This is a genomic window from Cupriavidus sp. H18C1, assembly GCF_049311595.1.
Taxonomy (GTDB): Bacteria; Pseudomonadota; Gammaproteobacteria; order Burkholderiales; family Burkholderiaceae; genus Cupriavidus; species Cupriavidus cauae.
Genome location: NZ_CP186008.1, coordinates 2,683,251 through 2,696,786, shown reverse-complemented (window position 1 = coordinate 2,696,786; position 13,536 = coordinate 2,683,251). Strand labels below are relative to the sequence as shown.

Sequence of the window (13,536 nt, the reverse complement as noted above, 5' to 3'; positions counted from 1 at the left end):
CCGTCAGTGAGCCGAAGTGCCGAGGTAGGCCTCGATCACCGCCGGGTTGTTCTGGACATCGTGCGGCAGGCCCTGCGCGATGACCTTGCCGTAATCGAGCACGGTCATGCGGTCGCACAGGCCCATCACCAGCTTCACGTCGTGCTCGATCAGCAGGATGGTCCGGCCGTCGCTGCGGATCTTGTCGAGCAGGCCGCGCAGTTCGACCTTCTCGGTCGCGTTCATGCCGGCAGCCGGCTCGTCGAGCGCCAGCAGCTTGGGCTCGGTCGCCAGCGCGCGGGCGATCTCGAGCCGGCGCTGGTGGCCGTACGACAGATTGCGCGAGGTGAAGTTGGCGTACTTGCCGATGCCGACGTATTCGAGCAGGTCGTGCGCCATGTCCTCGACACCCTCTTCTTCCTTGCGTACCGCCGGCGGACGGAAGATCGCGCCGATCACGCCGGCCTTGGTCCGCACATGGCGGCCGACCATCACGTTTTCGAGCGCGGTCATGTCGCCGAACAGGCGGATGTTCTGGAAGGTCCGGGCGATGCCCGCCTTGGCGACTTCGTGCACCGCGGTCGGCTGGTACGGCTTGCCGTCCAGCACGAACTCGCCGGAATCCGGCGTATAGAGCCCGGTGATCACGTTGAAGAAGGTGGTCTTGCCGGCGCCGTTCGGGCCGATCAGGCCGTAGATCTCGCCAGCCCGGATTTCCAGGCCCACATCGGACAGCGCCTGCAGGCCGCCGAAGCGCTTGTTCACTCCCCTTGACGGACAGGAGGATGTTTTCGTTGCTCATCAGGTCCTCCCGCTTCACAGACGTCCAACGCTACCGGGGCGGCGAATCACCGGCCGGTCTTCCTTGCGCGGCGAAGGCCAAATGCCCGCCGGGCGATACAGCATCACGCCGACCAGCGCCAGGCCGAACAGCAGCTGGCGCAGCACCTCGGCGTCGACGATCACGTGGCCGAACAGCATGTTCTGCACCGGCTCGGCCACCACGCGCAGCAGCTCCTGGAAGCCGATCAGCAGGATGCCGCCCAGGATCACGCCCGGGATATGGCCCATGCCGCCGAGCACCACGATCGCCAGCACGTAGATCGATTCCCACAGCGTGAACGATTCCGGCGAGACGAAGCCCTGGAAGGCGCCGAACACCGCGCCCGAGACGCCGCCGAACGACGCGCCCATGGCGAAGGCCAGCAGCTTGATGTTGCGGGTGTTGATGCCCATCGCCTTGGCCGCGATCTCGTCCTCGCGGATCGCCACCCAGGCGCGGCCGATGCGCGAGTTCTGCAGACGGAGCGAGACGAACACGATCGCCACCACCAGCAGGATCAGCAGGTAGTAGTACATGAACACCGGCGTGAACTTCAGTCCGAAGAACTCGTGCGTCTTGGAGAAGTTGAAGCCGAAGATGGTGATCGGATCGACCGCGGTGATGCCCTTGGGACCGTTGGTGATATTGACCGGCCGGTCCAGGTTGTTCATGAAGATGCGAATGATCTCGCCGAAGCCGAGCGTGACGATCGCCAGATAGTCGCCGCGCAGCTTCAGCGTCGGCGCGCCGAGCAGCACGCCGAAGATGCCCGCGACCAATGCCGCCAATGGCAGCACCCACCAGACGCTGACATGGAAGCCGTTGGGGAACAGCTGCGCGATGGTCTCGAACTGGTTGGCCAAGTGCGGCGAGCCGAGCAGCGCCATCAGGTAGGCGCCCACCGCATAGAAGGCGATGTAGCCCAGGTCCAGCAGGCCGGCGAAGCCGACCACGATATTCAGGCCCAGCGCCAGCATGATGTACAGCAGCGCGAAGTCGAGCACGCGCACCCAGTAGTTGCCGCCCAGGAACTGCACGGCGAACGGCGCGCACAGGCCGATCACCAGGAAGGCCACCAGCGCGAACATGGTCTTGGCCGGCGTCTTGGTCAGCGGCGCGGCCTGCGCCGTCGTAGAAATCGGAGTGTTCATCGTTGCGATCCCCTTACGCCCGGTCAGCCACGCGTTCGCCCATGATGCCGGACGGACGGAACACCAGCACGGTGATCAGCACGATGAAGGCAAACACGTCCTGGTAGTTCGAACCGAACACGCCGTTGGTCAGGTCGCCGATATAGCCGGCGCCCAGCGCCTCGATCAGGCCCAGCAGCATGCCGCCGACCATCGCGCCGGCGAGGTTGCCGATGCCGCCGAGCACGGCCGCGGTGAACGCCTTCAGGCCGGGGATGAAGCCCATGTAGAAGTGCGCGTTGCCATAGTTGGTCGCCATCATCACGCCGGCCAGCGCCGCCAGGGTCGCGCCGATCATGAAGGTGGCCGAGATCACGAAGTTCGGGTTCACGCCCATCAGGCCCGCCACGCGCTGGTTCTCGGCGGTGGCGCGCATCGCGCGGCCGAGCTTGGTGCGGTTGACCAGCGTCAGCAGCCCGGCCATCACCATCACGGCCATGCCGATGATGACCATCTCCTTGCCGGTGATGGTGGCGCCGGTGTTGCCGATATCGATCGGGCTCGAGGGCAGCAGCTGCGGGAAGGTCAGCGGATTGCGCGACCAGATCATCATCGCGACGGTCTGCAGCATGATCGAGACACCGATCGCGGTGATCAGCGGCGCCAGCCGGGGCGCGTTGCGCAGCGGCCGGTAGGCGATCCGCTCGATCGAATAGGACAGCATCGCGCAGACCGGCATCGCGATCAGCGTGGCGATCACGAGCGTCAGCCATTCCGGCAGGCCGGGGGCGAATTGCTGGAGTGCGAGAATCGCCGACAGTGCGGTCAGCGCGCCGATCATCAGCACATCGCCGTGGGCGAAGTTGATGATCCCGAGAATGCCGTAGACCATGGTGTAGCCGAGTGCAATCAGCGCATAGATGCTGCCGAGCACCAGACCATTCACGATCTGCTGGATAAGGATATCCATGAATACTCCTGACTTGCCGCCCGCACTTCCGGCATGGATGGATGCCGACCGGGCAGCGGGGTGTGAGTGGTTTGGTAAGTGGTTATGTGCTGGTAAGCGGGTAAAGCAACGGCCTGCCGCGTTCCACCCATGGTAAGGGCGCTGTCACAAAAGGCGAGGCTAAAAAAGAACGGCACCGCAAAGTACTCACGGTGCCGTTCGGAGGACCGGGTAGGTCCGAATTACATCTTCACGACGTCAAGCACGGACTTCTTCTTGTCCTTGTAGTCGTACAGCGTGATGGTGCCTTCCTTCATGTCGCCCTTCTCGTCGAAGGCGATGTTGCCGATCACGCCCTGGTAGTTGGTCTTGGGCATCTCGGCCAGGATCGCCGCGGGCTCGGTCGAGCCGGCGCGCTTCATCGCATCGACGATCACCATCACGGCATCGTAGGTGAACGGCGCGTAGATCTGCACCGGTGCGTTGAAACGTTCCTGGTAGCGCTTCTGGAACTCGGCGCCCTTCTCCATCTTGGACAGCGCCAGGCCGGCCTCGGAGCAGATGATGTTGCTGACCGCATCGCCCGCCAGTTCCGCCACCTTGTCGGTGCAGACGCCGTCGCCGCCGACGATCTTGGCCGGGATGCCAAGCTCCTTGGCTTGCTTGGCGAACGGGCCGCCGGTGGCGTCCATGCCGCCGTACATGATGACGTCCGGCTTCTTGCCCTTGATCTTGGTCAGGATGGCCTTGAAGTCGGTGGCCTTGTCGTTGGTGGCCTCGCGCGCCACGATGTTGACGCCGGCGGCCTTGGCGGTCTTCTCGAACTCGTCGGCCAGGCCCTTGCCATAGGCGGTGGCGTCGTCGACGATCGCCACGCTCTTGGCGTTCAGGCTCTTGGCGGCGTAGTTGGCCAGCGCCGGGCCCTGCTGGGCATCGGTGGCCACCACGCGGAAGGTCGTCTTGAAGCCCTGCTTGGTGTAGTCGGGGTTGGTCGAGGACGGCGAGATCTGCACGATGCCGGCATCGCTATAGATCTTGGAGGCAGGAATCGAGACGCCCGAGTTCAGGTGGCCGACCACGGCGACGACCTTCTCGTCGACCAGCTTCTGGGCCACCGAGGTGCCGGTCTTGGGATCGGCCGCGTCGTCTTCGCCGACCAGTTCCAGGCGCACCTTCTTGCCGCCCAGTTCCAGACCGGTCTTGTTGACCTCTTCGACAGCCAGGCGCGCGCCGTTCTCGTTGTCCTTGCCAAGGTGGGCGATCCCACCCGTCAGCGGCGCCGCGTGGCCGATCTTTACCACCACCTCGCCGCCAGCCGGTGCCGCCACGGCAGGTGCCGAGGCCGTCGCACCGGGCGCCGCCTCTTCCTTCTTGCCGCAGGCAGTAACCAGTGCCACTGCCGCTGCGATCGGCAGAATCTTGGCCAACGTGATTTGCATGAGTGATCTCCTAGGATTCACAAGATCAGGGTTACGCAACGCCTCCCGTCCGTTTCCCTGCACCGCCTTGGTTTAGTTTCAATTTGAAACGCGCGCATTGTATCCCCTTTTTTTTGCGGATGCAATACGCGACGCAACAACCTGAGCCTTTTACCCTTCTATTGAGCTAGGTAATTTCCCCAATGCCGTCATTGGGGCAATTCCCATTCACAAGAGGGGCTCTTTGAGATACCTAACAAGATCCGTGCCCGCCACGTCACCAGGCGGCCTTCCGGACGTTCCAGCGTGGCTGACAAGGCACCTATCTTTATAGATATTAATTAGGCATTTCATAAAAGAAATATGCACCAATTTAGAATGTCGGCAATCCGCGTTCGCACCAATCGAGGGAAAACCCGTATTTAGGGGAATTACCCTAAAGTCCTTCGCAAAAGACGCGCCTTGTGCAAGGCAATATATCGTTGTGACGATTAAGTTTCTTTCGAGAGAAGCACGACGCTCGGCATGGCGCGGTGCAATGGCGCGAAAACACGCGGGCCAAAACGACAACGCCCCCGCTCGAGGCGGGGCGCAGTCAGAACCGGACGGAATCCGCGGGACTCAGGCGGCGGACGCCTGCAGGCCCTTGGGCAGGGGGGAACGACATGTTTTCCTCGATGCCCTCCAGCGGACGCACCTGCCGCGCGCCTAGCGCGCGTAGCCGGTCGACGATCGACTGGGCCAGCGCTTCCGGCGCCGAGGCGCCGGCGGTCAGGCCGATGCGGCGCTTGCCGGCGATCCATTCGGGACGGACCTGTTCCGGCGCATCCACCATATAGGCAGGCACGCCAAGCCGCTCGGCCAGCTCGCGCAGGCGGTTCGAGTTGGAGCTGTTGGGGCTGCCGACCACGATCACCACGTCGACCTGCGGCGCCATGAACTTGACGGCGTCCTGGCGGTTCTGCGTCGCATAGCAGATGTCCTGCTTCTTCGGCTCGCGGATCTCCGGGAAGCGTGCCTTCAGCGCGGCGACGATCTCCTCGGTCTCGTCGACCGACAGCGTGGTCTGCGTGACATAGGCCAGCCGCGTGGGATCGGCGACCTGCAGGGTCTGCACGTCGGCCGGTGATTCGACCAGCAGCATGCCGCCGTCGGCCTGGCCCATCGTGCCCTCGACCTCGGGGTGGCCGCGATGGCCGATCATCACGATCTCGCAGCCTTCGGCGCGCATCTTGCCGACCTCGACATGCACCTTGGTCACCAGCGGGCAGGTCGCGTCGAAGACGTTCAGGCCGCGCGCCTGCGCCTCGGCGCGGACGCTGCGGGATACGCCGTGGGCGCTGAAGATTACGGTCGCGCCGGCCGGCACCTCGTCGAGGTCCTGCACGAAGACGGCGCCCTTGCGGCGCAGGTCGGCCACGACATAGGCGTTGTGCACGATTTCATGGCGCACGTAGATCGGCGCGCCAAAGCGCTGGAGCGCGCGCTCCACGATCTCGATCGCGCGATCGACCCCGGCGCAGAAGCCGCGCGGCTGGGCCAGCAGGATCTCGGCGTCGGGGGCGGGAGTCATTTCGGACATGCGGGGAGGTAGCTGCGCTCCGGCGGACGAGGCGGCCGGAGCAGGTCGTCAGAGAATGCCGATCAGCTGGACGTCGAACAGGATGGTCTGTCCGGCCAGCGGATGATTGAAGTCGAACAGCGCCGAGGTCTCGCCGATTTCCTTGAGCACGCCGGCATATTTGCCGCCGCCCGGCGCGTTGAACTCGACCAGGTCGCCCGGGCTGTAGTCCTCTTCGAACGAGCTGTTCTCGCGCAGCGTGGCCAGCGACACGCGCTGCAGCAGCTCGGGATTGCGCGGGCCGAAGGCGTGCTCCGGCGCCAGGCGGTAGCTGGTGCGCTCGCCCTCGGCCATGCCGAGCAGCGCCTGTTCCAGCGTGGGCGCGAACTGGCCCTGCCCCAGCAGCAGCGTGGCGGGCTTGTCGTCGAAGGTGCTGACGACCTCGGTACCGTTCTCCAGCGAGATGCGGTAATGCAAGGTCAGGAAGGAATCGGCCTGCACGGTCTTGCGCGCGGTGGCGCCGCCGGAGTCCGACGCAAAAGTTTGCGAATTCATGAATGCTCAACCAGTCGAGAACCCGTATTGTAAGCGACTGGACCCGGCGCCGCCGATCGCGGCCACGCGCCCGCCCCGCCCTCCCACGCGCTTCCCGAACGAGACCGCCATGCCCATCCCCGATTGGCCCGCCAGCGAACGTCCTCGCGAAAAGCTGCTGCAAGCAGGCGCCGCCTCGTTGTCCGACGCCGAACTGCTGGCGGTATTCCTGCGCGTCGGCGTGCCGGGCAAGAGCGCGGTCGATGTGGCGCGCGAGCTGATCGCGGCATTCGGGTCGCTGACTGGCCTGCTGGCGGCCAGCCAGGCCGAGCTGAGCCGGGTGCGCGGCGTCGGCACCGCCAAGTACGCGCAGCTGCAGGCGGTGGTCGAATTGACGCGGCGGGCGTTGGCCGAGCAGCTGGCGATGGCGCCGGGCCTGGAATCGCCGCAGGCCGTACGCGACTACCTGCGGCTGTCACTGGCGCAGCGGCCTTACGAGGTGTTCCTATGCCTGTTCCTGGATGCGCGCAACCGGCTTCTGGCCGCCGAGGAGCTGTTCCGCGGCACGCTGACGCAAACCAGCGTCTACCCGCGCGAGGTGGCCAGGCAGGCATTGGCGCATAATGCGGCCGCGGTCATCGTCGCCCACAACCACCCGTCGGGCAATCCGGCGCCGAGTCCTGCGGACCTGGCGATGACCAAGGCGCTGGCGCATTCGCTGGCGCTGATCGACGTCCATGTGCTCGACCACTTCATCGTCGCCGGCAATACGACCTACTCGCTGGCGGAGCACCGGCAACTGTGACGCCAAAGGCACGGGCGTGTCGCCGTGGCGTCAACGCACAGAAGGCATTGATCGAGCGGGGGGATTTCGGTCTATAATGCCCGTTTTGCTGAAGTCTTAACCGCTGCAGTCCGGGCCCGCGCGCCTTTTGTTGATCTGTTGCGAACATTGTCCACGAATAGAAGATTTAGGAGTGCTTCATGGCACGCGTCTGTCAAGTGACCGGGAAAGCGCCGATGGTCGGCAACAACGTTTCCCACGCAAACAACAAGACCAAGCGCCGTTTTCTGCCCAACCTGCAGAACCGTCGTTTCTTTGTTGAATCGGAAAACCGCTGGGTGAGCCTGCGCGTCTCGAACGCCGGTCTGCGCCTGATCGACAAGAAAGGCATCGACTCCGTGCTCGCCGACCTGCGCGCACGCGGCGAAGTCTAATTAGGAGTTCATCATGGCCAGCAAAGGCGGACGCGACAAGATCAAACTGGAATCCACCGCGGGTACCGGTCACTTCTACACCACCGACAAGAACAAGCGCACCATGCCGGAAAAGATGTCGATCAAGAAATTTGATCCGGTCGCGCGCAAGCACGTCGAGTACAAGGAAACCAAGATCAAGTAATTGATCCTGCGTTCCAGCGAAGAACCCCGCCATGGCGGGGGTTTTTTGTTGCCCGCTCGGCCGCCGCTCCCGCTCCCGCTCCCGCTCCCGCTCCCGCTCCCGCTCCCGCTCCCGCTCCCGCTCCCGCTCCCGCTCCCGCTGCCGCTTCCCCCGCTTCCCCCGCTTCCCCCGCTTCCCCCGCTTCCCCGCTTCCCCCGCTTCCCCCGCTTCCCCCGCTTCCCCCGCTTCCCCCGCTTCCCCCGCTTCCCCCGCTTCCCCCGCTTCCCCCGCTTCCCCCGCTTCCCCCGCTTCCCCGCTTCCCCGCTTCCCCCGCCTCCCCCGCCTCCCCGCTTCCTCACTGCCGGTGCTGCCAAACATGCCGTGGCGCACCGCGCCGCGCCACCAGCAGGGGCAAGGCGCGAGGCCTCCATCCGCGGTGTACACTTTCGAGCTTTCCCGCACCACCGGCGCCCTCGCCGCGCCACCACGCATCATGAACTTCGACGTCGCCATCGTCGGCAGCGGCCTGGCCGGCCTCACGGTCGCGCTGCAACTGGCCGACAGCCACCGGGTTGTCATCGTGAGCAAGCGCGCCATGACGCAAGGCGCCAGCGACTGGGCCCAGGGCGGCATCGCGGCGGTGCTGGACTCCGGCGACAGCCACGACGAACACACGCAGGACACGCTGATCGCCGGTGCCGGCCTGTGCGATGAAGGCGCGACCCGCTTCATCGTCGAGCACGGGCGCGAAGCGATCCAGTGGCTGATCGACCGGGGCGTGCCGTTCACGCGCGACGAACAGGCCGAGCTCGGCTATCACCTGACCCGCGAAGGCGGCCACAGCCATCGCCGCATCATCCACGCGGCCGACGCCACCGGCCATGCCGTGGTCACGACGCTGACCGAGCAGGTGCGCCGCCATCCCAATATCACGATCCTCGAAGACCATTTCGCGATCGACCTGATCACCTCGCGCAAGATGGGGCTGGGCGGCAACCGCTGCCTCGGGTTGTACGTGCTCGACGACGCCAACGGCCAGGTGCATACGCTGACGGCCAGCCATACCGTGCTGGCCACCGGCGGCGCGGGCAAGGTCTATCTCTATACGACCAATCCGGACACGGCCACCGGCGACGGCATTGCGATGGCCTGGCGCGCGGGCTGCCGGGTCGCGAACATGGAGTTCATCCAGTTCCATCCGACCTGCCTGTACCACCCGTATGCCAAGTCCTTCCTGATCTCCGAGGCGGTGCGCGGCGAAGGCGGCCGGCTGGTGCTGCCCGACGGCAGCCGCTTCATGCCCGAGCACGATGCGCGCGCCGAGCTGGCGCCGCGCGACGTGGTGGCCCGCGCGATCGACTTCGAGATGAAAAAGCGCGGCCTGGACTGCGTGTATCTCGACATCACGCACCAGCCGGCGCCCTTTCTGCGCGAACACTTTCCGACCATCCACGCGCGCTGCCTGGAGCTGGGCATCGACATCACGCGCCAGCCGATCCCGGTGGTGCCGGCCGCGCACTACACCTGCGGCGGCGTGGTCACCGACACGTCGGGACGCACCGATCTGGACAATCTGTACGCGGTCGGGGAGACCGCCTACACCGGCCTGCACGGCGCCAACCGGCTGGCATCGAACTCGCTGCTCGAATGCATGGTGATCGGCCGCGCGGCCGCCAATGACATCGCGTCGCAGGCCAAGGCCGGCAAACCCGACCTGGCGCTGCCGCCGTGGGACGAGAGCCGCGTGTCGGATGCCGACGAGGAGGTCGTGGTCTCGCACAACTGGGACGAGCTGCGCCGGATGATGTGGAACTACGTCGGCATCGTGCGCACCAGCAAGCGGCTGGAACGCGCGCAGCATCGGATCGCGCTGCTGCGCGAGGAAATCACCGAGTACTACGCGAATTTCCGCGTCACGCGCGATCTGCTGGAACTGCGCAATCTGGTCGAAGTGGCGGCGATGATCGTCGACAGCGCCTATGCGCGCCACGAAAGCCGCGGCCTGCATTTCAGCCGCGACTACCCGGGGACGTTGCCGAAGGCGCTGCCGACCGTGCTGCAGCCGCCGAACGGGCGCCGCCGCGGCAACTGAACGCGCGACCGGAGGGCGGCCGGAGGGCAACCGGAGCGCAATCGAAGCGCGACCGGTGGGCAACCGAAGCGCGACCCAAGACGGGGCCGGGGCAGCAGCCGGCTCGGGCTCGATGCAGCCCGAGCCCGCTCAGCCGATGATGCGCAACGAGTAGTCGGTCGCGCGCACGTCCTTGGTCAGCGCGCCTACCGAGATCCGGTCGACGCCGGTCTCGGCGAAACGCCGGATCGTATTCGCGTTGACGCCGCCGGACACTTCCAGCACCGCGCGGCCCCGATTGACCCGCACCGCGTCCCGCATCATCGGTTCGGTGAAGTTGTCGAGCAGGATCGAGACGGCACCGGCGGCCAGCGCCTCCTCCAGCTCCACCAGCGACTCGACCTCGACCTGGACCGGCACGCCCGCGTTCAGCGCAGCCGCGGCCTGCAGCGCCGCGGTGACACCGCCCGCCGCGGCGATATGGTTTTCCTTGATCAGGATGCCGTCATAGAGCGCGAGCCGCTGGTTGTCGCCGCCGCCGATCTTGACCGCGTACTTCTGCGCGAGGCGCAGCCCCGGCAGCGTCTTGCGGGTGTCGAGCACGCGCGCGCGCGTACCGACGACCAGATCGGCATAGCGCCGCGTCGCGGTGGCCACGCCCGAGAGCAGCTGCAGGAAATTCAGCGATGGCCGCTCGGCGGTCAGCAGCGAACGGGCCGGGCCATCGATCTCGCAGACCACCGAATCGGCCGCCATGCGCGCGCCTTCCTGTTGCAGCCAGCGGACCTGCAAACGCGGATCGACCGCCTGCATGCAGGCATCGAACCACGGCTGGCCGCACAGCACCGCGTCCTCGCGCACCATCACGCGGGCGTGCGCCTGCTTGTCGGCCGGCACCAGCTGGCCGGTCCAGTCGCCGGTGCCGACGTCCTCGGCAATCGCCGCGCGGACGTTCTCGCGCAGCGCCTCGGCCAGCGCGGGTCCGTATTGGTCGAAGACCGGATTCACTGCGTCGTTGTTCGAGGACTCGCTCATGCCGGACCGATCCCCCTGGAACAGCGCCTGCTCCTTGGCCAGGTCGGCGGCGGGCCGTACGTTGGCCTTCTGCTGCGCGGCAAAGTCGAGCATGCGGTCGATGCAGGTATAGGCGCGACGGCCGATCTCCGGATCGACATGGATCTCGTTGCGGCCGGTCTCCAGCACCTCGGCCAGATTCGTCAGCGCATTCATCGCCATCCACGGGCAATGCGCGCAGCTCTTGCAGGTCGCGCTGTTGCCGGCGGTCGGCGCCTCGATGAAATGCTTGCCCGGCGCGGCCATCCGCATCTTGTGCAGGATGCCGTTGTCGGTGGCGACGATGAACTCGTTGGCATCGAGCTGCTGCGCGGCGGCGATCAGCTGCGAGGTCGAGCCGACCACGTCGGCCTGGGCCACCACGTTGGCCGGCGATTCCGGATGCACCAGGATCCTGGCCTTCGGATGCTCCTTGCGCAGCAGATCGAGCTCGATGCCCTTGAACTCATCGTGCACCAGGCACGAGCCCTGCCACAGCAGCATGTCGGCGCCGGTCTGGCGCTGGATATAGCCGCCCAGATGCTTGTCCGGCGCCCACAGGATCTTCTCGCCGCGCGCGTGCAGATGTTCGACGATCTTCAGGCCGATGCTGGAGGTCACCATCCAGTCGGCGCGCGCCTTGACCGCGGCGCTGGTGTTCGCATAGACCACCACGGTGCGGTCCGGATGCGCGTCGCAGAACGCGGCGAACTCGTCGGCCGGGCAGCCCAGGTCGAGCGAACAGGTCGCGTCCAGGTCCGGCATCAGGATGGTCTTTTCGGGGCTGAGGATCTTGGCGGTCTCACCCATGAAGCGCACACCGGCCACCACCAGCGTCTGCGCCGGATGGTCGCGCCCGAAGCGGGCCATCTCCAGCGAATCGGACACGCAACCGCCGGTTTCCTCGGCGAGGTCCTGCAGGTCGGCGTCGACATAGTAGTGCGCGACCAGCACCGCATTGCGCGCCTTCAGCAGCGCGCGGATGCGATCCTTCAATGCCGAGCGCTCGTCCGGCGTCAGCGCGGGCGGCACCTTGGCCCAGGCGTGGGCGACGCAGCTCGCGCCACCGTCGGCCTGCATCTGCGTCGGTTTCTCGAACTCGACGGTCTTGATCGTTTGGGGGGTCATCTCCTGTACTCCTCGGGGCACCCGTGCTCGCCGCCGCATCGCCTCGCGTCTGCATTGCGGCCGGGACCGGCCTCTAGATGGGGCGGCGTCGCCAAAGAAAAGCCCCGCCAGCGACAGCATGGCGGGGCTTCGGGCGCGCCTGGCATTGTAGCAGGCGCTGTCCTTCTTATCAGGCGTTACGCGTAGCGGCGCAGGCGCAGCGAGAACTCCTGCAGCGCCTGGATGCCGCTGGCTTCGGCGCGGTGGCACCAGGCCTGCAGCTGTTGCAGCAGCTGTTCGCGCGTCAGGTTCGAGCGGCCCCAGATCGCGGCCAATTCGCGGCGCATTTCGACGAAGGTCTGCAGCGCCTTGTTGTGCTCGACGATGCTGGCCAGTTGCTGGCGCTGCGGCTCGGCCAGCTTGGTCTCGTCGCGGTGGAACCACTTGCGCGCCAGCTTGAAGCGGCGATAGTCGGCCACGCGCTTGGCCTTCAGCTGGGCCAGTTCCTCGCGGTACGCGTTCTTGACGGCCTTGGCATAGCGCGCCATCACGTCATAGCGGTTGGCGATGATGGCTTCCAGCGTGTTGTGATCGACCGGACGGGCCTCGACCAGGCGTGCCTTGGGCGGGGTCTTCTTGACCTTGGCCAGGCCGACCGCCTGCATCGCGCGGATGTAGCACCAGCCGATATCGAACTCGTACCACTTGATCGAGAACTTGGCCGACGTCGGATAGGTATGGTGGTTGTTGTGCAGCTCCTCGCCGCCGATGATGATGCCCCACGGCGACACATTGGTCGACGCGTCCTCGCAATCGTAGTTGCGATAGCCCCACCAGTGGCCCAGGCCGTTGATGATGCCGGCGGCATGGATCGGGATCCACAGCATCTGCACGCCCCAGACCGACAGGCCGACCACGCCGAACAGCGCCAGGTCGATGATCAGCATCAGGCCGACGCCCTGCCAGGTGAAGCGCGAATACAGGTTGCGCTCGATCCAGTCGTTGGGCGTACCGTGGCCGAACTTGGCCAGCGTTTCCTTGTTCTTCGCTTCGGCCCGGTACAGCTCGGCGCCTTCGAGCAGCACCTTGCGGATGCCGCGCGTCTGCGGGCTGTGCGGATCGTCTTCGGTTTCGCACTTGGCGTGGTGCTTGCGGTGGATCGCGGTCCACTCCTTGGTGACCATGCCCGTGGTCAGCCACAGCCAGAAGCGGAAGAAGTGCGCGGCGATCGGGTGCAGATCGAGCGAGCGGTGGGCCATGCACCGGTGCAGGAAAATCGTGACGCCGGCGATGGTGATGTGGGTCATGACCAGGGTGAAGATCACGATCTTCCACCAGGACCAGTCGAGAAGGCCGTTGGCGGCCCACTGAAGAATTGTGTCGAACAAACTGTTCTCCGTGCTAGATAGAGGCTGGCCGCGACGGGTGAGGGTGTCGCGGCAACGCGCAGAAAAATGACTGCAAATCCAGTGATTGCGTCTTATGGCGTCAGCCAAGGCGCCTTGCGCCTTCGCGGGACCCCGGCACGCG

At 65.8% G+C, this 13,536-nt stretch carries 10 protein-coding genes and 3 pseudogenes; 4 read left to right on the top strand and 9 right to left on the bottom strand.

Annotated elements, in window-relative coordinates; all coding sequences use genetic code 11:
- Positions 1 to 3: 3 nt before the first annotated feature.
- The 6 genes and pseudogenes from OJJOAM_RS12540 to OJJOAM_RS12515 all read right to left on the bottom strand — a co-directional run bounded on the left by OJJOAM_RS12540 (position 4) and on the right by OJJOAM_RS12515 (position 6,415).
- Positions 4 to 781: pseudogene (locus OJJOAM_RS12540) on the bottom strand (ABC transporter ATP-binding protein).
- A 14-nt stretch (positions 782 to 795) separates the two neighbouring features.
- On the bottom strand, positions 796 to 1,953 hold the full coding sequence (locus OJJOAM_RS12535) for an ABC transporter permease subunit (RefSeq protein WP_422648122.1): 1,158 nt from the start codon (positions 1,951 to 1,953) through the stop codon (positions 796 to 798).
- Positions 1,954 to 1,966: 13 nt separating this feature from the next.
- Positions 1,967 to 2,902: a branched-chain amino acid ABC transporter permease gene (locus OJJOAM_RS12530; protein WP_422648121.1), complete on the bottom strand. Its 936-nt coding sequence runs from the start codon at positions 2,900 to 2,902 to the stop codon at positions 1,967 to 1,969.
- A gap of 221 nt (positions 2,903 to 3,123) precedes the next feature.
- Positions 3,124 to 4,320, bottom strand: coding sequence for a branched-chain amino acid ABC transporter substrate-binding protein (locus OJJOAM_RS12525; protein WP_422648120.1), 1,197 nt, complete (start codon positions 4,318 to 4,320; stop codon positions 3,124 to 3,126).
- A gap of 600 nt (positions 4,321 to 4,920) precedes the next feature.
- Positions 4,921 to 5,881 (bottom strand): annotated as a pseudogene (gene ispH / locus OJJOAM_RS12520) (4-hydroxy-3-methylbut-2-enyl diphosphate reductase).
- Between the two features lie 48 nt (positions 5,882 to 5,929).
- On the bottom strand, positions 5,930 to 6,415 hold the full coding sequence (locus tag OJJOAM_RS12515) for an FKBP-type peptidyl-prolyl cis-trans isomerase (protein ID WP_006575659.1): 486 nt from the start codon (positions 6,413 to 6,415) through the stop codon (positions 5,930 to 5,932).
- 109 nt (positions 6,416 to 6,524) lie between these two features.
- Here OJJOAM_RS12515 and radC point away from each other — a divergent pair, with 109 nt between their 5' ends.
- The 4 genes from radC to nadB all read left to right on the top strand — a co-directional run bounded on the left by radC (position 6,525) and on the right by nadB (position 9,867).
- Positions 6,525 to 7,199: a RadC family protein gene (gene radC, locus OJJOAM_RS12510; protein ID WP_422648119.1), complete on the top strand. Its 675-nt coding sequence runs from the start codon at positions 6,525 to 6,527 to the stop codon at positions 7,197 to 7,199.
- 179 nt (positions 7,200 to 7,378) lie between these two features.
- The gene (gene rpmB / locus OJJOAM_RS12505; protein ID WP_006575661.1) at positions 7,379 to 7,612 is read left to right on the top strand and encodes a 50S ribosomal protein L28; all 234 of its coding nucleotides are present in this window, start codon (positions 7,379 to 7,381) and stop codon (positions 7,610 to 7,612) included.
- Positions 7,613 to 7,625: 13 nt separating this feature from the next.
- The gene (rpmG, locus tag OJJOAM_RS12500) at positions 7,626 to 7,796 is read left to right on the top strand and encodes a 50S ribosomal protein L33 (RefSeq protein ID WP_006575662.1); all 171 of its coding nucleotides are present in this window, start codon (positions 7,626 to 7,628) and stop codon (positions 7,794 to 7,796) included.
- A 472-nt stretch (positions 7,797 to 8,268) separates the two neighbouring features.
- The gene (nadB, locus tag OJJOAM_RS12495; protein WP_422648118.1) at positions 8,269 to 9,867 is read left to right on the top strand and encodes an L-aspartate oxidase; all 1,599 of its coding nucleotides are present in this window, start codon (positions 8,269 to 8,271) and stop codon (positions 9,865 to 9,867) included.
- A 129-nt stretch (positions 9,868 to 9,996) separates the two neighbouring features.
- Here the strand turns inward: nadB and nadC are convergent, their stop codons facing one another.
- The 3 genes and pseudogenes from nadC to OJJOAM_RS12480 form a co-directional block, all read right to left on the bottom strand.
- On the bottom strand, positions 9,997 to 10,881 hold the full coding sequence (nadC, locus tag OJJOAM_RS12490) for a carboxylating nicotinate-nucleotide diphosphorylase (protein ID WP_422648117.1): 885 nt from the start codon (positions 10,879 to 10,881) through the stop codon (positions 9,997 to 9,999).
- A pseudogene (gene nadA / locus OJJOAM_RS12485) lies at positions 10,878 to 12,027 on the bottom strand (quinolinate synthase NadA). The gene nadC and the pseudogene nadA overlap by 4 nt, the downstream one beginning before the upstream one ends.
- Before the next feature lie 176 nt (positions 12,028 to 12,203).
- Complete coding sequence (locus OJJOAM_RS12480; RefSeq protein WP_006575665.1) at positions 12,204 to 13,394, bottom strand: DesA family fatty acid desaturase; 1,191 nt, start codon at positions 13,392 to 13,394, stop codon at positions 12,204 to 12,206.
- Positions 13,395 to 13,536: the final 142 nt, after the last annotated feature.

Coding starts and splice junctions, on each gene's coding strand:
- OJJOAM_RS12535 (WP_422648122.1), bottom strand. CDS start 1,953: ATGAACACTCCGATTTCTACGACGGCGCAGGCCGCGCCGCTGACCAAG.
- OJJOAM_RS12530 (WP_422648121.1), bottom strand. CDS start 2,902: ATGGATATCCTTATCCAGCAGATCGTGAATGGTCTGGTGCTCGGCAGC.
- nadC (WP_422648117.1), bottom strand. CDS start 10,881: ATGAGCGAGTCCTCGAACAACGACGCAGTGAATCCGGTCTTCGACCAA.
- nadB (WP_422648118.1), top strand. CDS start 8,269: ATGAACTTCGACGTCGCCATCGTCGGCAGCGGCCTGGCCGGCCTCACG.
- radC (WP_422648119.1), top strand. CDS start 6,525: ATGCCCATCCCCGATTGGCCCGCCAGCGAACGTCCTCGCGAAAAGCTG.
- OJJOAM_RS12515 (WP_006575659.1), bottom strand. CDS start 6,415: ATGAATTCGCAAACTTTTGCGTCGGACTCCGGCGGCGCCACCGCGCGC.
- rpmB (WP_006575661.1), top strand. CDS start 7,379: ATGGCACGCGTCTGTCAAGTGACCGGGAAAGCGCCGATGGTCGGCAAC.
- OJJOAM_RS12525 (WP_422648120.1), bottom strand. CDS start 4,320: ATGCAAATCACGTTGGCCAAGATTCTGCCGATCGCAGCGGCAGTGGCA.
- rpmG (WP_006575662.1), top strand. CDS start 7,626: ATGGCCAGCAAAGGCGGACGCGACAAGATCAAACTGGAATCCACCGCG.